The sequence below is a fragment of the Pseudomonas sp. PD9R genome (assembly GCF_019200975.1).
Lineage (GTDB): Bacteria > Pseudomonadota > Gammaproteobacteria > Pseudomonadales > Pseudomonadaceae > Aquipseudomonas.
This window is the reverse complement of the sequence record NZ_JAHTMR010000012.1, coordinates 113,247-128,720: the sequence shown is the minus strand read 5'-3', so window position 1 is coordinate 128,720 and position 15,474 is coordinate 113,247. Positions and strand designations below refer to the sequence as shown.

The window sequence follows — 15,474 nt, the reverse complement described above, 5'->3', positions numbered from 1 at the left end:
GCCATCGCGGGCAAGCCTTGCTCCTACGGATCGATGTCGTTCACATAATTTGCGAACCCCCAAACCCTGTAGGAGCAAGGCTTGCCCGCGATGGGGCCCTCAGAGCTTGAGCTGCCCTATGGCCTTGCTCAACGCCCCGGCCAACACCGCCAATTCATCACTGGTAGTCGCCGAACTCACCGTCTGCCGCACAGTGTTCTCGGTCACATCGCGGATGCTCACCACCGACCGGTTCATCTCTTCCGCCACCTGACTCTGCTGCTCGGCCGCCACCGCGATCTGCGTATTGCTTTCGCGCATCTGCGCCACCGCCCCGGTGATCTCTGCCAGCGCAGCGCCAGCCTCTTGCGCCTGTTGCACACAATCGTCGGCCTTGATTGAACTCTCCTGCATGAAGTCCACGGCATCGCGAGTTCCGGCCTGCAGCGCGGAAACCATCACGGTGATCTCGTCGGTGGAGGTCTGCACACGCTTGGCCAGGTTGCGCACTTCATCGGCAACCACCGCAAACCCGCGACCCATTTCACCGGCCCGGGCTGCTTCAATCGCGGCGTTAAGCGCCAACAGGTTGGTCTGCTCGGCAATGCTGTGGATCACGCTGACCACACCGTTAATTTTCTGGCTGTCTGCGGCCAGACGCTGAATCATCTCGGCGGTCTGCTGCACTCCGGTGGATAAGCCGGCAATCGATTTTTGTACTCGCATGACCACTTCCTGTCCGCTGCCGGCCAGGGTGTCGGCGGATTTCGAGAGGTCACGAGTGGCGCCGGCGTGTTGGGCGATGTGGTAGACGGTGGCGGTCATTTCATTGATCGCGGTAGCGGCCTGATCGGTCTCGGTTTGCTGACTGAGCATCCCGTGGCGCACTTCGTTCATGCTCGACGCCAGTCGTACGGCACCGTCATCCAATTGCCGGGCGGTGCTGGCGACCGTATTAACCACCCGTTGATAACCCGCCTGCATGGCGTTGAAGGCGTTGGCCATCTGCCCGACTTCGTCGCGGCAAGCGAGAGGGACACGGGCCGAGAGGTCGCCGGTTTTCTCGACGTGAAGCATCACGTCTTTCAAGGTGTTGAGCTGGCTGAGCAGGAAGCGGATCAACAGTTGCGAAGCACCGAGCATCGCCAGCATCAGGATAAACACCGCCACTGCGTAATGGGCGAAACGCTCGCCAAACACCTGGACAAGACTCGGGCCATGGGCAATCACCGCGACTTGCTGACCATCAGCGCGGGAGAAAATTTCGGCGCCAACCAGCAGGTTGTCACCGAGCAGCGGCATTGTATGAATCTCGACCCAGCCGCTTGCATCGGCCAGTTCCGGCACCGGTTGTTCGTTGAGTCGCGGCGCATGCCCGCGGTTGAAGGTCAGCAGGTTTTCGGCGTTGGGTAGCGGTTGTCCGGCGGGCCAGGCGCTGAGCAATCGCGCCTGGGCTTGCGCGGATTCCTGGGCGGCATGGCTGCGAGCCTGTTGTTCGAGGTGCACGCTGTAGAGCACCAGCAACAGGGTGGTGACGAAGGCGACGGCATTCACCGCCCAGAATTTGTATTTCAGCGAGATATTGCTAAGCCAGGCACCCATGGAGGTCTTCTCTGATAGCGGAAACAGTTTTGGCAAGGTGCCATTATTGTGCCGCTATGCAGGAAGTATGGCGTTGATTCAGATCAAAAGATCGCAGCCTCGTTTCACTCGACAGCTCCTTCACGGAGTGCGGTCATGTAGGAGCTGCCGAAGGCTGCTGCGATCTTTTGATTTTTGTCATTCCAACTCAGGCAGCCTGTAAAACGCTCGCGCACACGCGGTCGTATGAGCCGCGAGATCTTCCTCGCTTTCGCCCCGATGCAACGCCACTTCACGCAACACTTCGGTCAGGTACGCCGGTTCGTTGCGACCATTCTTCGGCTTGGGTCGCAGGCTGCGCGGCAGCAGGTACGGTGCATCGCTTTCCAGCATCAGGCGACCGCGTTTGATCTCTTTCACCAGCGGGTGCAGATGGGTGCCCCGACGCTCGTCGCAGATCCAGCCGGTGATGCCGATGTGCAAGTCCAGATCGAGGTAGCTGAACAACGCTTTCTGTTCGCCGGTGAAGCAGTGCACCACCGCCGCCGGCAGTTGATCACGGTAGTCGCGCAGGATTTCCAGCACACGTTGACTGGCATCGCGCTCATGCAGGAACACTGGCATTTGCAGCTCGACCGCCAGTGCCAAGTGCTCTTCGAGGACTTTCTCCTGTTGCGGGCGCGGCGAGAAATCGCGATTGAAATCCAGCCCGCATTCTCCCACGGCCACCACGTTCGGCTCCTTGAGCAAACTGCGCAGACGTTTGGCGCTGTCAGCGTTCCAGTCGCTGGCGCAATGCGGGTGAATACCGGCTGTGGCGAACAGCCGTTGCGCACTTTCGTCCAACTGCTGGCACAACTCCAGCGCCTGTTCGCTGCCCTCGACGCTGGTGCCGGTGAGCACCAATTGGCAGACCCCGGCCGCATAGGCGCGGTCCAGTACAGCCTGGTGTTTGTCGGCAAAACTGGGGTTGGTCAGGTTGACGCCGATATCGATGAGTTGCATGGTGCTACCTCGGACCAAAGGCCGGAAAGCATATCAGAGCGCTCGATTTATCAGAAAAGCCAAGAACTACAACGAGTTAAAGCTGTCTCTTGATGCCGCGAGCCCGGTTGGGGTGGTTAATGTGCCATCACTGTGCCAGTCTTTCGCACCTTGCCAGCGCTCCAGGCGCTCTGTTTCTGTCGTTTGATTTCATGAAAACACTCATGTGATCAACCTGAATTCTTTCCGGAGAGTGGATGATTCGTCCCTCGGTTTTGCTACTGCTGTGTTGTTCGCTGCTGCTGCCGGTTTCGGCGGTCGCGCGTCTGCCCGGGCCGCTGCAAGCCGTACCGGCGACCAAGGTACGTGACCTGGAAGAAATCCGCGGCAGTCGTGTGTTGCGCGTACTGGTCAATCAAAGTCGCAACAGCTCGGGCGAAGTCCAGGGCCAGGCCATCGGTGTCGAATACCATCGCCTGCGCGCCTTCGAACAATACCTCAACGGTCACGCCCGTGACGGTCAGGAAATTACCCTCAAGATCATCCCCAAAGCCAAGGATCAACTGCTCGGCGCATTGCAGCGCGGGGAGGGCGACCTGGTGGCTCCGGGGGAACTGCTCGATCTGCAAGCGGGCTATGCCGTCAGCACCAGTGAACCGATTGCCAGCAACATCCCGCTGGTATTGGTCGGCATCAAAGGCGAGCGCCGCTACACCCGACTCGAACAACTGTCGGGTAAAACCCTGGCACTGCCCACCGGCAGCGCCGCCGGTGATGCCATCAGCCAGATCAACCAGAAGCTCGCCCTGCACAAATTGCCGCCGGTCAAGATCGAATGGGTCGATCCGACGCTGGCGGTTGAGGATGTGCTGGAAATGGTCCAGGGCGGAATCTTTCACCTGACCATCGTCGAACAACCGATTGCCGAGCGTTGGGGCAAGATCCTGCCCAAGTTGCGTATCGACCGGCAAGTGCTGATCAGCGACCCGGGCGAGGAGTTCTGGTTCGTGCGCCGCGATGCGTCGATGCTTCGGGCCAGCATCGACCGCTTCCTGACCACCTACAAGAAACCGTCGGATCAGGATGCTGCTTTTCTGCGGATCTATAGGCGGCTGTATCAAGTGCACTATCCGTTGGCCAAGGCTGATCGACAACGTCTGGAAAAACTCCGGCCGGTGCTGCAAAAGCACGCCGACGCCCAAGGCATGGACTGGCTGAACCTGGCGGCGCTGGCGTTCAAAGAGTCTGCACTGCAACCCTCGGCTCGCGGCGGTGGCGGCCCGACCGGCCTGATGCAGATCACCCCGTCGGCGGCTCAACGGGTGGGCGTCAACAATGTTCAAGACCTCGACTCTAACGTTCAGGCCGGGGCCAAGTACCTGTCGATGATTCGCCGCAAGTTCTTCGCCAGCCCCAAGCTCAACGAGCGCGAGCGCATGGCGTTTGTGCTGGCGGCTTACAACATCGGGCCGGAACGGGTTCAGGGGATGCGCGCCGAGGCGCGGCGGCGTGGGTTGAATCCGAATCAGTGGTTCTTTCAGGTCGAGCGCATCGCCATGGAGCAGGTGGGAATGGGACCTGTCAGCTATGTTAATAGCGTGAACAAGTATTACCTGGCGTTCGATCGGGAGCGGGAGTCGTTGGAGCCCCAGGGGCAGAAAGTTGCCCTACGGAAGTGATCGAATAAACTGATTGTTATGGCGGAGTATTTGCGCTTTTAACATGAAATTTACTGATTAATATAGCGGCCAACCAACATATAACTCACAAGGGATGACACAGCATGAGCACACTGATCAACAAGGTTCTGTATACCCGCGCTGGCTACGGCCTGACCGTTCTGCGAATTTTCGTCGGCATCATCTTCGCCGCCCATGGCTCGCAGAAACTGTTCGGGGCGTTCGGTGGCTATGGCCTGGCAGGTACCGCGCAGTACATGGAAAGCCTCGGCCTGGCGCCGGGCTACCTGATGGCGACGTTGGCGGGCGGCACCGAGTTCTTCGCCGGCCTGGCATTGATCGTTGGCTTGCTGGTTCGCCCGGCGGCACTGGGCCTGATTTTCCTGTCGCTGGTGGCGATCTTCTCGGTGCACATTCACAACGGTTTGTTCATGGCCAACAACGGTTATGAGTTTGCCCTGGCGCTGCTGGGTGGCAGCATCGCGGTGTTGATCGAAGGCGCCGGCAAGTTGTCGGCCGACCGCGCCATCGCTGGCTGACAGCTCTGGCTCAACGAAAAGGCCTGCATTGCGCAGGCCTTTTTTGTTGCGCGTCATTCTTGACACTGTCCGGTCAGCTTCTCTAGGATGCTGCTCATGCGCCGATTTAAACAGCTACTTGCGGGGCGCCAGGTGACTCATCCAGTTGCCGATAGAAGCCTGAAACAGGCTTCGAAATACCGCTAAAGCGCTGGTTCGGTGTTGCCTCTCACCTGCCATGCAGACTTTTGAGGCAGAGACACGACTCGATGAATGCACTAAGCCCTGTTGTACGTCCCGCGCCGATCACGGCACATCTCACCCAGCGCAATCCAAAAATCCTGCTTGGCGGTAAACATCAGCCGACGCTCTTGCGTTATCTCGACGGCTGGCCACGTCGTACCGGTGGGCCGGCAGCGTTCCTGATCCAGTTCGTCGAAGACGGTGAATCCCTCGCGCGGTTTGCCAGCGACAGTTTCGATCTGGCGGTGATTCAATCACCCAGCGCCGAAGAAGCCTTCGAAGTGATCAATCAACTGACTCGTGTAGCCCGGCAAGGGTTGATTACCCGTCGCTGAGTCTCAGAGCGCTGCGGCTCACAAATATTCGATCGCCACGATGTACACGCACTGCTCACCGGTAGGCGTCTGGACCCGTACTTCAGCGTCCAGTGCCTTGCCGATCAGGGCGCGGGCCAGCGGCGAGTCGATGCTGATCAGGCCCAGTTTCAAATCCAGCTCATCCGGCCCGACGATGCGATAGCGTGATTCTTTACCGTCTTCATTTTCGACGGTGACCCAGGCGCCGAAGTAGACCTTGTTCGGATCGCTGGGCTTCTCGCTGACGACCTTGAGTGCTTCCAGGCGCTTGGTGAGAAAACGCACGCGACTGTCGATCTCGCGCAGCATTTTTTTGCCATAGGTGTATTCGGCATTTTCCGAGCGATCGCCTTGTGCCGCGGCCTCGCTGACCGACTGCGTCACCTGCGGGCGGCGCACATGCCAAAGCTCATGGAACTCGGCACGCATCCGCGCTTCACCTTCGGGGGTGATCAGCGCGGTACCGGCGGTGCGGGGAGGGCGATAACGGCTCATGGCGACTTCTTTGAATGGACAAGGGCTGAGTCTATCAACCCTCGCGCAGGACTGTCAGGGGGCTGGCATTCAAGGCGCGACGGGTGCCGAACACACCGGCACCGCCGATCAGCGCCGCACCGATCAGTGGCAGCAGCAACAGCCACGGATGCGGATGCCAAGGCAGGTCAAATGCATATCGATAAAGCACCAGGCTCACGACTTCCGAGCCCAGCGCTGCCAACAAGCCACTGACCGCGCCGAGCAAACCAAACTCGATCCGCCGCGCCTTGACCAGCAACTGGCGTTCCGCGCCCAGCGCACGCAGCAATGCACCCTGACGGATGCGTTCATCCAGTGTCGCTTGCAGGCCCGAGAACAACACCGCCATTCCCGCCGCCAGCACGAACAACAACACGTACTCCACCGCCAGGGTGACCTGGGCGAGGATGCTGCGCAGTTGCTCCAGCAAGGCTTCGACTTGCAGGATCGTCACCGCCGGAAAACTGCGGGACAGATCGACAATTTGCTGATCATGGCCTGGCGCGAGATAGAAGCTGGTGAGGTAAGTTGCCGGCAAATCCTTCAGGGTGCCGGGCTGGAAGATCATGAAGAAGTTCGGTTGGAAGTTGTCCCAATTGATCTCCCGCAGGCTGGTGACTTTAGCTTCACGATTGACCCCGCCGACGGTAAATACCATGTGGTCGCCAAGTTTTAGTTTCAGGCTTTCGGCGACCTTGCCTTCCACCGATACGCCGGGGACTTCGTCCGGGGATGGTTCATTCCACCAGTTGCCAGCGGTGAGCTTGTTGCCTGCCGGCAGGTCTGCCGCCCACGTCAGGCTCAGGTCCCGCTGAATCGCACGGTCACCGGCTGAATCCTTGCTGACGATTTGCTGCACCGGTTCGCCGTTGATGCTGATCAGTCGCCCCGGCACCACCGGGTACAGCGGCGCCGCTTGTGCCGATAATGCGACCAGGCGATCAGTGAATGCCTGTTTGTCCGCTGGCAGGATGTTCAACGCGAAATAGTTCGGCGCGTTTTTTGGCAGCTGGTTTTGCCAGGTGTCCAGTAACTCGCCGCGCAGCAAGGCGATCAATGCCATCGACAGCAGGATCAGGCCGAATGCCAGTGATTGCCCGGCGGCGGCCAGCGGATGCCGCAGCAATTGACCCAAGCCGAGACGCCATGGCAAAGAAGCACGGGCGAGCATACGTCGCAGGCTTTGCAGAAGAAGCAACAGCAAGCCACCCAGCACCAGCGCCGCAATGACGCCGCCGCCCAGCAGGGCGAAGGTCAGCACCAGGTCCAGGCTCAAGCGCCACATGATCAGGCCGAGAGCGCCCAATGCCGCGCCGTAGACCATCCAGGTGCTGGTCGGAATTGGCAGCATGTCGCGACGCAACACCCGCAAGGGGGGAACCCGGCCCAGCGCCGCCAAGGGTGGCAAGGCGAACCCGGCCAACGCCACCAGCCCGGTGCCGATCCCGGCGATGGCCGGAAACAGTCCGCCCGGTGGCACATCAGTCGGCAACAAATCATGCAGCAAGGCAAACAGCCCCAACTGCGCCAGCCAGCCAATGACCGCACCGCTGATGCTGGCGAGCAGGCCAAGCACGGTCAGCTGCAAACTGAACAGCACCAGGGTTTCCTGACGGGACAATCCGAGGCATCGCAACAATGCGCTGGCATCGAAGCGGCGAGTGGCGAAGCGCGTTGCTGACAACGCCACCGCCACACCGGCCAGCAACACCGCCACGAGGCTGGCCATGTTCAAATAACGCTCAGCCTTGCCCAAGGCACCGCCGATCTGCCGATTGCCATCCCGGGCATCCTGGATGCGCTGGTTGGCGGCCAGGCCGGGTTTGATCAGTTGGCGATAGGTTTCCAGCGCCGGGGCATTGCCGCGCCACAGCTCGCGGTAACTGACCCGGCTGCCGGGTTGCACCACGCCGGTCGCTGCGAGGTCGTCGAGGTTGATCAGCACCCGCGGCGTCAGGCTGTAGAAATTGCCGGCGCGGTCGGGCTCGTAGGTCAGTACCCGCGCCAGAGTCAGGGTTTTCATGCCGACATCAATGCTGTCGCCGATCTTCAAGTCCAGTGCCGTCAGCAGTCGTGCTTCGACCCAGGCCTCACCGGGTTTCGGTCCGCCACCGGACGCTTCCTGGGCAAAAGGAGCTGCGGCGCTTTTCAGCTCACCGCGCAGCGGGTAGACACTGTCGGCAGCCTTGATACTGGACAGCTGGATGCCATTGTCTGTGGCGATGACGCTGGAGAACTCCACCACTTGCGCGTGTTGCAGGCCTAGCTCGGTGCCGCTTTTGATCTGTTCGGGTCGTGCCGGAGAACTGCCTTCGAGCAGCAGGTCGGCGCCGAGAAACTCGGTGGCACGCAGCATCATGGCGCCGTTCAGACGCGCGCCGAAGTAACCGATCGCAGTGCTGGCCGCCACGGCCACCAGCAGGGCGAAAAACAACACACGTAACTCACCGGCGCGGGCGTCGCGCAGCAGTTGGCGGATGGCAAGACTGAACAGGCGCAATAGCGGCAGACGTGCCATCAAGGCTCCAGAGGGGCGACCAACAGGCCGGCTTCAAGGCGGATCAGGCGCCGGCAGCGATGTGCCAGGCGTTCGTCGTGAGTCACCAGCACCAGGGTCGTGCCGCGCTCCTTGTTGAGTTCGAACAGAAGATCGCTGATACGCTCGCCGGTGTGGCTGTCGAGATTGCCGGTGGGCTCGTCGGCGAACAGCACATCGGGCTCGGCGGCAAACGCCCGGGCAATCGCTACGCGCTGCTGTTCGCCGCCGGAGAGCTGGCGCGGCGAGTGGGTCAGGCGCTGGCCCAGGCCAACCCGTTGCAGCAGCTCGGTAGCGCGATCACGGGCATCTTTGCGGCCATCGAGCTCCAGCGGCAGCATGACGTTTTCCAGGGCGTTGAGACTGTCGAGCAACTGGAATGACTGGAAGACAAAACCCACATGCTCGGCGCGAATGCGTGCGCGCTGGTCTTCATCGAGATTGCTCAGGCTTTGCCCCGCAAGGGTGACTTCGCCGCTGCTCGGCAGGTCGAGGCCGGCGAGCAAGCCGAGGAGGGTGGATTTGCCGGAACCGGAAGCGCCGACGATGGCGAGGCTGTCGCCTTTGTTCAGTTCCAGGCTGAGTTCGTGCAGGATAGTCAGTTCACCTTCCGCGCTGGGGACCACTTTGCTGAGGTTCTTCGCGGTGAGAATGCTTGCGCCCATGGAGAATCCGATGCGTGTGTGGTTTTTGAGTGCTGGCCTGGCCTTGATATGCATGGCCCAGAACGCAGCGGCGGGTACAGTCCTGATCGTTGGCGATAGTATCAGCGCCGGTTTCGGCCTGGATACCCGGCTGGGGTGGGTGTCGTTGCTCGAACAACGGCTCAAGCGCGAAGGTTTCGACGATAAGGTGATCAATGCGTCCATCAGCGGCGACACCAGTGCCGGAGGCCAGGCGCGGCTGCCGGCGCTGCTTGCAGAGCATAAGCCGGAACTGGTTGTACTCGAATTGGGGGGCAACGACGGCCTGCGCGGATTGCTGCCAACTCAATTGCAACAAAATCTTGCTTCGATGATCGACAGCTCCCGCGCTAGCGGTGCCAAAGTGCTGTTGCTCGGCATGCAATTGCCCCCCAACTATGGTGTGCGCTACACCAAGGCCTTTGCTGATGTTTACAGCAATCTTGCCAGCGACAAGAAAATCCCCTGGGTGCCGTTTTTTCTCGACGGCGTGGGTGGCCATCCTGACCTGATGCAGGCTGATGGCATACACCCGGCAGCCGGGGCTCAGGACAAGTTGCTGGAAAATGTCTGGCCTACGCTAAAACCGCTGTTATGACACTTTTCTAGCCGCGGGCTTTCGGCTAAGGTGGCGCCCCCGATTTGGAGCCCCCGATGCCGCGTCCCGCCTGGTCACTATTTGCCTACCAACTGATCGAGCCTGACGAACAGCTGGACCTGTTCGCCTGCCAGGAAGTGCGGGTGCATCTGGTGACCCGTCAGTTGGAGTTGGGCGGTTCGGCAGACCGGACCCTGTGCGGCAGCCTGTTGCCGGCGCAACCACGCTGGTCGAGTGTCGATCGCCGGGTGTTCCAGGATCAGCGTCTGTGCTCGTTGTGCCGGGCCATTCTCGAGTCGCAAAAGCGCGGCACCTCGCCGATCTGGCCGGAACTGCGTTTCGAGCTCTAGGCATCAAAGGTAGCAAGCTATCGGCCAACTCCCCGAAAATACGGGCGGCGGTGTACAATCGCGCGCCATACCCTCTGTTGATCATGCGAAGGACTTTCCGGATGTTGCCGCGCTTTCCTGCCGTCACCCGCTGCCTGACTCTTGCCGCCTTCTGTGTGGCGGGTCCCGTTGCAGCATTGGAGCTGCCACTACCACCACCCGGTGAAGATATCGTCGGCCAGGTGCAAGTCATCAAGGCCAAGTACGAAGATACCTTCGCCGACCTTGGTACCACCTACGATCTGGGCTATACGGAAATGGTCGCGGCCAACCCGGGCGTCGATGCCTGGCTACCAGGTGCCGGCACCGAAGTCATTCTGCCGACCCGCTTCATCCTGCCGCCGGGTCCGCGTGAAGGCATCGTGATCAACCTGGCTGAATACCGCCTCTACTACTACCCGAAAGGCAAGAACGTGGTGTACACCTTCCCGCTGGGTATTGGTCGTGAGGGCTGGGGTTCTCCGATTGCTCATACCACCATCACCGCGAAAACGCCGAACCCGACCTGGACCCCTCCAGCGTCGATCAAGGCTGAACACGCCGCCGACGGTGACCCGTTGCCGAATGTGGTGCCAGCCGGCCCGGATAATCCGCTGGGGCCGTTCAAGTTCAGCCTGGGCACGCCCGGCTATCTGATTCATGGCTCGAACAAGAAGTTCGGCATCGGCATGCGCACCAGCCACGGCTGCTTCCGCATGTTCAATAACAACGTGCTGGAAATGGCGAGCATGGTGCCGGTCGGTACTTCGGTGCGCATTATTAACGACCCGTACAAGTTTGGTGTGAGTGGCGGCAAGGTTTACCTGGAAGCGCACACGCCTCTGGACGACAACGGCAACCCGTCGGTGGTCGACAAGCACACCGCTGTGATCAACGCGATGCTCAAACGCGAAGACATCACTAACAATCTGCGCATGAACTGGGATGTGGTGCGTGACGTGGTAGCTGCCGAAGACGGCCTGCCAGTAGAAATCGCCGTGCCGAGCACGACGGCACCGATGGTGACGAGCGCACCGCTCGACCCGATGCAGTAACGCTTGAAAGAAACCCGTCGGCGCAGGCAGCGTCGGCGGGTTTTTTATTGCCTGCAACAAACGCGGGGCAATAAAAAAGCCGACCCATAAATGGGTCGGCTTGATAACAATCCCGAAGGATTATTACTTGCGGCTAGCTTTGTCCAGCATGCGCAGAGCACGCTCGTTAGCTTCGTCAGCAGTCTGTTGTGCTTTTTGAGCAGCAGCCAGAGCTTCATCAGCTTTACGGTAAGCTTCGTCTGCACGAGCCTGGGAGCGAGCTGCTGCGTCTTCAGTAGCGGTCAGACGTGCTTCGGTTTCTTTCGATGCGCTGCTGCAACCGGTAGCCAGAACTGCGGCCAGAGCCAGAGCAGAGAATTTCAGAACGTTGTTCATCGTGTTCCCCTTCAAGGACTTTCTATTAAGTGGCTGTCTCCTCAGAGTGAGGAAATAGCCGGCGTACATACTACCCATTACTTGTCGTAAGTAAACTGACGTAAAGCAAGAAGCAAAAAAAATTGTAGGCGTTGATTCTTTTTCGAGCAACTTTTAACTGCGTTGTTTAAAAAATATTCAGCTACGAGGCCCGAGATGAGCGAGCCGCCGAGGAAAAGTTCCCAACGTTATCAGCTGTTTTTCCAGTTCTTGGCTAAAGTCTGTCTAGATGGAATCGTCTACACTTTCGTTCGGATTTTGCGTAACGCCTCTCGTATCTTTCTCCATGTTCAGGTGACTTTAACAAAGGGCGTTCGTCTTAAGTCTCAACATCCGGCAATGTTCAGGCTTTCGACCCGGGATGACCGTTGGTCGAGCCCTTCTTGCGTGACCCGGAGCTGCACCCGCCAACCGACGTGATGACGAGCGTACCTTGAGCATTTTTGCCAATGGTGCCTACTATTTGTACGTGCTCGGTTGCGCGAGATCGGTGTAGCTCTTCTCGGTGTCCATTCAGGCACGGGGTGGCGTAGATGTTTCTTCGCCGGAAAAACATCGGTAAGGTAGGGGTCAGAATTCAAGACCCGCGAGGAGTAATGATGAGCGAGGCGTTGTCCATCCACCATGACCAGGCTGGTCATCAGTTCGAGACCAATGTGGACGGTCATCGTGCCTACCTGACTTATATGGATCTGGGGAAACAGACCCTGGATATCTATCGCACGTTTGTGCCCAACGCCCTGCGTGGTCGCGGCATTGCTGCGGCGCTGACCGAACAGGCGTTGCAGTACGCCGAGGAAATGGGCTATACCGTCATTCCGTCGTGCTCTTACGTCGAGCGCTACATGGAGCGTCACCAGCGGCATGCAGCCAAGCTGAGTCAGTGACCTTCACAAAACGAACGCATAAAAAAACGCCGGGTTAAGCCCGGCGTTTTTTTGTCTGCGTGTTTTCTATCCGCGCTGCAGAGCGATCAAGTGCGGTCGCGTTTAGGCAGCACATCCTTGAGCTTGGCATGCATGCTGCGCAAGGTGTTTTCGGTGGCGGACCAATCGATGCAGGCATCGGTGATCGACACGCCGTATTGGAGGTCGGCGAGGTCTTTCGGAATCGCCTGGCAGCCCCAGTTCAGGTGACTCTCGACCATCAAGCCGATAATCGACTGGTTGCCTTCGAGGATCTGATTGGCAACGTTTTCCATTACCAGTGGTTGCAGGGCCGGGTCCTTGTTGGAGTTGGCGTGGCTGCAATCGACCATGATGTTCGGCTTGATCTTGGCCTTGTTCAGCGCTTGCTCGCAGAGGGCGACGCTGACCGAATCGTAGTTCGGCTTGCCGTTGCCACCGCGTAGTACCACGTGGCCGTAGGCGTTGCCCTTGGTGGTCACGATCGACACGCCACCTTCCTGGTTGATGCCCAGGAAACGGTGCGGGCTGGAAACCGATTGCAGGGCGTTGATGGCCACCGTCAGGCCGCCGTCGGTGCCGTTTTTGAAGCCGACTGCCGAAGACAGGCCGGAAGCCATTTCACGGTGAGTCTGGGATTCGGTGGTGCGCGCGCCGATGGCCGACCAGCTGATCAGGTCCTGCAAGTATTGCGGGGAGATCGGGTCGAGGGCTTCGGTGGCGGTTGGCAGGCCCATTTCGGCCAGGTCCAGCAGCAATTGACGACCGATGTGCAGACCGTCCTGGATCTTGAACGAGTCGTCCAGGTACGGGTCGTTGATCAAGCCTTTCCAGCCGACGGTGGTGCGTGGCTTCTCGAAATACACGCGCATGACCAGATACAGGGTATCGGACACTTCCGCGGCAAGAACCTTCAGGCGCTCGGCGTATTCGTGGGCAGCCTTGATGTCGTGGATCGAGCAAGGCCCGATGACCACGAACAGCCGATGGTCGGTGCCATCCAGAATGTTGCGAATGACTTCGCGGCCCTTGGTGACGGTGCGCAGGGCAGCGTCGCTCAGGGGGATGTCACGCTTGAGCTGGTCAGGAGTGATCAGCGTCTCGTTGGAGGCGACGTTTAGGTCGTTGATCGGTAAATCAGCCATCGTTTACTCGTCAGGTCACGGGTGCCGGCCGCCAGCGAACCCGCGCGGCGGAGCACAGCAAATTAAGCGCGTCGGGGAGCGGAACCTTAGCGCGTTACACTGTGGCTCGACAATGGGCAGCCGCCGCTTTAATCCCGCATCGACTGTGCGAATACCCGATGAACTGTGTCATGAGAGAACTCGTCGGCGTGTTCCTGAACCCATTCCAGAGCCAGGGCCTGAATATCCTGGAGGTCGTCGTGCGCGTCATGCAAGCGGCAATAACGTTCGATCTGGCACACCTGCTCTCCCATCCGGGCACTGAACAGCGTCTGCTCGTCGACGAAGGCAATGCCCACCAGATAGCCGTGCTTGCGTCGCAGGCACCAGGCCACATAGCCGAGAATGCGCATGTCGGGGTTCAAGGAAGGCATGCGCACTTCCAGCGCCGTGCCGTGGCGCCACGCGCGGTGATAGTTGCAAGCCATGCCCCCGAGGCTGGTAGTGTGCAGCTGTTGCCGCGAAATACACTCAGGTGTCAGCAACGTTAATTCAACGGGCACATCGTCAGGATGAGGAATAAAACGTCCCATGAACACGGACTCCATGTGTCGGCCATCTGACATTGTTTCCCCCAGTATAGTGGTCGAATTGGAACTGACCGATTTCGACGCCGACCAACGGCTGCTGACGATGAGCGGTGTAACGCTGGTTATTTTCACCAGCGTAGGCTGCTCCAGTTGTCGTTTTGCCCGTGAGCAATTGCCGTCACTCGATCTGGCCGTCGATCGACTGTGCTGGATCGACGCCGGAAACAACGGCGGGGTGGTCGAGCGTTATCAGGTCTTTCATTTGCCGGCGCTGTTTGTTGTGCGCGACGGTGAGTTCTTCGGGACATTGAATTCGCGTCTGACCGGCACTGAGCTTAATCGGGCGGTGCGGCAGGCGTTGAGTCGAACAGCAGAGGAGTTGCCATGATGGGGACAGTTGCCAAACCGACAATCGGTATTATCGGAACCGGTGCAATCGGCGGTTTCTACGGCGTGATGCTGGCGCGTGCCGGTTTCGATGTGCACTTCCTGTTGCGCAGTGAGTTTTGCGCAGTGGCCGAGGGCGGGCTGCACGTCGACAGTGCGCCTTTTGGCGCGCTGACGTTGAGTCCGGTGCAGGCCTACTCGAACGCCGAAGACATGCCGCCCTGCGACTGGTTGCTGGTGGGGGCGAAAACCACCAGTAACGCGGATCTGGCGCCGGCCATCCTCAAGGCTGCGGCGCCGAATGCCAAAGTGCTGCTGTTGCAAAATGGCCTCGACGTTGAAGATAGCCTTCGCGAATTGCTCCCCGATTCGCTGCACGTGCTCGGCGGGCTCTGTTACATCTGCGTTCATCGCGAAGGCCCCGGCGTCATTACCCATCAGGCGCTCGGTGCGGTGCATGTCGGCTACCACAGTGGTCCCGCTGCCGATGACGCTGCACGCACGGCGATAGTCGAGGTAGGTGTCGGGCTGTTCCGTGCTGCAGGCATCGATTCCCAGGTTATGGCGAACCTGCATCAGGCGCGCTGGCAAAAACTGGTCTGGAATATCCCCTATAACGGCCTGTCCGTTTTACTTGGGGCGAGCACTACACCGTTGATGGCCGATGCCGACAGCCGTGAACTGATCAAGGCACTGATGACCGAAGTGGTTCAGGGCGCCATCGCCTGTGGGCACTATATTCCGCCGGGATATGCAGACCATCTGTTTATGGTCACCGAGAAAATGCCCGACTACTGGCCGAGCATGTACCACGACTTTCTGCACAAAAGGCCGCTGGAACTGGCAGCCATTTACGCACGTCCGCTGGCGGTTGCCAAAGCGGCGGGATGCGAGATGCCGCGCATCGAGGCCTTGTATCGCAGTTTGAGTTTTATTGATCGACGTAACGCCTGAGTCG

At 59.6% G+C, this 15,474-nt stretch carries 17 protein-coding genes; 9 read left to right on the top strand and 8 right to left on the bottom strand.

Going from position 1 to position 15,474, the window contains the following annotated elements; all coding sequences use genetic code 11:
- Positions 1–99 precede the first annotated feature (99 nt).
- Both KUF73_RS21955 and KUF73_RS21950 read right to left on the bottom strand, forming a co-directional pair.
- Positions 100–1,581, bottom strand: coding sequence for a methyl-accepting chemotaxis protein (locus tag KUF73_RS21955; RefSeq protein ID WP_218440117.1), 1,482 nt, complete (start codon positions 1,579–1,581; stop codon positions 100–102).
- 177 nt (positions 1,582–1,758) lie between these two features.
- On the bottom strand, positions 1,759–2,565 hold the full coding sequence (locus KUF73_RS21950) for a TatD family hydrolase (protein ID WP_218440116.1): 807 nt from the start codon (positions 2,563–2,565) through the stop codon (positions 1,759–1,761).
- 236 nt (positions 2,566–2,801) lie between these two features.
- Here KUF73_RS21950 and KUF73_RS21945 point away from each other — a divergent pair, with 236 nt between their 5' ends.
- The 3 genes from KUF73_RS21945 (at position 2,802) to KUF73_RS21935 (ending at position 5,319) form a co-directional block, all read left to right on the top strand.
- Positions 2,802–4,223 (top strand): transglycosylase SLT domain-containing protein, encoded by a 1,422-nt coding sequence (locus KUF73_RS21945; protein ID WP_218440115.1) that lies wholly within the window; start codon positions 2,802–2,804, stop codon positions 4,221–4,223.
- A 104-nt stretch (positions 4,224–4,327) separates the two neighbouring features.
- Positions 4,328–4,762: a DoxX family protein gene (locus tag KUF73_RS21940; protein ID WP_218440114.1), complete on the top strand. Its 435-nt coding sequence runs from the start codon at positions 4,328–4,330 to the stop codon at positions 4,760–4,762.
- 248 nt (positions 4,763–5,010) lie between these two features.
- A complete protein-coding gene (locus KUF73_RS21935) occupies positions 5,011–5,319 on the top strand; it encodes a class I SAM-dependent methyltransferase (protein ID WP_218440113.1) in 309 nt (102 codons plus the stop codon).
- An 18-nt stretch (positions 5,320–5,337) separates the two neighbouring features.
- Here KUF73_RS21935 and greB read toward each other — a convergent pair whose 3' ends face one another.
- Genes greB through KUF73_RS21920 form a run of 3 tightly spaced genes read right to left on the bottom strand, consistent with a single transcriptional unit; the run spans position 5,338 to position 9,057 of the window.
- Positions 5,338–5,835, bottom strand: coding sequence for a transcription elongation factor GreB (greB, locus tag KUF73_RS21930; RefSeq protein WP_218440112.1), 498 nt, complete (start codon positions 5,833–5,835; stop codon positions 5,338–5,340).
- A gap of 34 nt (positions 5,836–5,869) precedes the next feature.
- Positions 5,870–8,374: an ABC transporter permease gene (locus tag KUF73_RS21925; protein WP_218440111.1), complete on the bottom strand. Its 2,505-nt coding sequence runs from the start codon at positions 8,372–8,374 to the stop codon at positions 5,870–5,872.
- Positions 8,374–9,057, bottom strand: coding sequence for an ABC transporter ATP-binding protein (locus KUF73_RS21920; protein WP_218440110.1), 684 nt, complete (start codon positions 9,055–9,057; stop codon positions 8,374–8,376). The genes KUF73_RS21925 and KUF73_RS21920 overlap by 1 nt, the downstream gene beginning before the upstream one ends.
- Positions 9,058–9,067: 10 nt before the next feature.
- Between KUF73_RS21920 and KUF73_RS21915 the strand changes: the two genes are divergently transcribed.
- The 3 genes from KUF73_RS21915 (at position 9,068) to KUF73_RS21905 (ending at position 11,096) form a co-directional block, all read left to right on the top strand.
- Entirely contained in the window at positions 9,068–9,673 is a 606-nt protein-coding gene (locus tag KUF73_RS21915; protein ID WP_218440109.1) for an arylesterase, read from the top strand.
- A 56-nt stretch (positions 9,674–9,729) separates the two neighbouring features.
- Positions 9,730–10,023, top strand: coding sequence for a hypothetical protein (locus KUF73_RS21910; protein WP_003226812.1), 294 nt, complete (start codon positions 9,730–9,732; stop codon positions 10,021–10,023).
- Positions 10,024–10,124: 101 nt separating this feature from the next.
- Positions 10,125–11,096: a L,D-transpeptidase family protein gene (locus tag KUF73_RS21905; RefSeq protein WP_218440108.1), complete on the top strand. Its 972-nt coding sequence runs from the start codon at positions 10,125–10,127 to the stop codon at positions 11,094–11,096.
- Between the two features lie 123 nt (positions 11,097–11,219).
- Here KUF73_RS21905 and oprI read toward each other — a convergent pair whose 3' ends face one another.
- Positions 11,220–11,471 carry an outer membrane lipoprotei OprI gene (gene oprI / locus KUF73_RS21900; RefSeq protein WP_003199355.1) on the bottom strand — a complete coding sequence of 84 codons (252 nt, stop codon included), beginning with the start codon at positions 11,469–11,471 and terminating at the stop codon, positions 11,220–11,222.
- Between the two features lie 638 nt (positions 11,472–12,109).
- On the opposite strand from oprI, the gene KUF73_RS21895 reads away from it, so the two are divergent.
- Positions 12,110–12,397: a GNAT family N-acetyltransferase gene (locus KUF73_RS21895; protein WP_020800382.1), complete on the top strand. Its 288-nt coding sequence runs from the start codon at positions 12,110–12,112 to the stop codon at positions 12,395–12,397.
- An 86-nt stretch (positions 12,398–12,483) separates the two neighbouring features.
- Here KUF73_RS21895 and KUF73_RS21890 read toward each other — a convergent pair whose 3' ends face one another.
- Positions 12,484–13,560, bottom strand: coding sequence for a 3-deoxy-7-phosphoheptulonate synthase (locus KUF73_RS21890; RefSeq protein ID WP_150631053.1), 1,077 nt, complete (start codon positions 13,558–13,560; stop codon positions 12,484–12,486).
- Between the two features lie 128 nt (positions 13,561–13,688).
- Entirely contained in the window at positions 13,689–14,132 is a 444-nt protein-coding gene (locus KUF73_RS21885) for a PilZ domain-containing protein (protein ID WP_218440107.1), read from the bottom strand.
- Here KUF73_RS21885 and KUF73_RS21880 point away from each other — a divergent pair.
- On the top strand, positions 14,131–14,517 hold the full coding sequence (locus KUF73_RS21880; protein ID WP_218440106.1) for a co-chaperone YbbN: 387 nt from the start codon (positions 14,131–14,133) through the stop codon (positions 14,515–14,517). The two genes, KUF73_RS21885 and KUF73_RS21880, sit on opposite strands and share 2 nt — an antisense overlap.
- Entirely contained in the window at positions 14,514–15,470 is a 957-nt protein-coding gene (locus KUF73_RS21875) for a putative 2-dehydropantoate 2-reductase (RefSeq protein ID WP_218440105.1), read from the top strand. The genes KUF73_RS21880 and KUF73_RS21875 overlap by 4 nt, the downstream gene beginning before the upstream one ends.
- Positions 15,471–15,474: the final 4 nt, after the last annotated feature.

Coding starts and splice junctions, on each gene's coding strand:
- oprI (WP_003199355.1), bottom strand. CDS start 11,471: ATGAACAACGTTCTGAAATTCTCTGCTCTGGCTCTGGCCGCAGTTCTG.
- KUF73_RS21945 (WP_218440115.1), top strand. CDS start 2,802: ATGATTCGTCCCTCGGTTTTGCTACTGCTGTGTTGTTCGCTGCTGCTG.
- KUF73_RS21915 (WP_218440109.1), top strand. CDS start 9,068: ATGCGTGTGTGGTTTTTGAGTGCTGGCCTGGCCTTGATATGCATGGCC.
- KUF73_RS21925 (WP_218440111.1), bottom strand. CDS start 8,374: ATGGCACGTCTGCCGCTATTGCGCCTGTTCAGTCTTGCCATCCGCCAA.
- KUF73_RS21880 (WP_218440106.1), top strand. CDS start 14,131: ATGAACACGGACTCCATGTGTCGGCCATCTGACATTGTTTCCCCCAGT.
- KUF73_RS21905 (WP_218440108.1), top strand. CDS start 10,125: ATGTTGCCGCGCTTTCCTGCCGTCACCCGCTGCCTGACTCTTGCCGCC.
- KUF73_RS21910 (WP_003226812.1), top strand. CDS start 9,730: ATGCCGCGTCCCGCCTGGTCACTATTTGCCTACCAACTGATCGAGCCT.
- KUF73_RS21895 (WP_020800382.1), top strand. CDS start 12,110: ATGAGCGAGGCGTTGTCCATCCACCATGACCAGGCTGGTCATCAGTTC.
- KUF73_RS21885 (WP_218440107.1), bottom strand. CDS start 14,132: ATGGGACGTTTTATTCCTCATCCTGACGATGTGCCCGTTGAATTAACG.
- KUF73_RS21920 (WP_218440110.1), bottom strand. CDS start 9,057: ATGGGCGCAAGCATTCTCACCGCGAAGAACCTCAGCAAAGTGGTCCCC.
- greB (WP_218440112.1), bottom strand. CDS start 5,835: ATGAGCCGTTATCGCCCTCCCCGCACCGCCGGTACCGCGCTGATCACC.
- KUF73_RS21950 (WP_218440116.1), bottom strand. CDS start 2,565: ATGCAACTCATCGATATCGGCGTCAACCTGACCAACCCCAGTTTTGCC.
- KUF73_RS21875 (WP_218440105.1), top strand. CDS start 14,514: ATGATGGGGACAGTTGCCAAACCGACAATCGGTATTATCGGAACCGGT.
- KUF73_RS21955 (WP_218440117.1), bottom strand. CDS start 1,581: ATGGGTGCCTGGCTTAGCAATATCTCGCTGAAATACAAATTCTGGGCG.
- KUF73_RS21890 (WP_150631053.1), bottom strand. CDS start 13,560: ATGGCTGATTTACCGATCAACGACCTAAACGTCGCCTCCAACGAGACG.
- KUF73_RS21935 (WP_218440113.1), top strand. CDS start 5,011: ATGAATGCACTAAGCCCTGTTGTACGTCCCGCGCCGATCACGGCACAT.
- KUF73_RS21940 (WP_218440114.1), top strand. CDS start 4,328: ATGAGCACACTGATCAACAAGGTTCTGTATACCCGCGCTGGCTACGGC.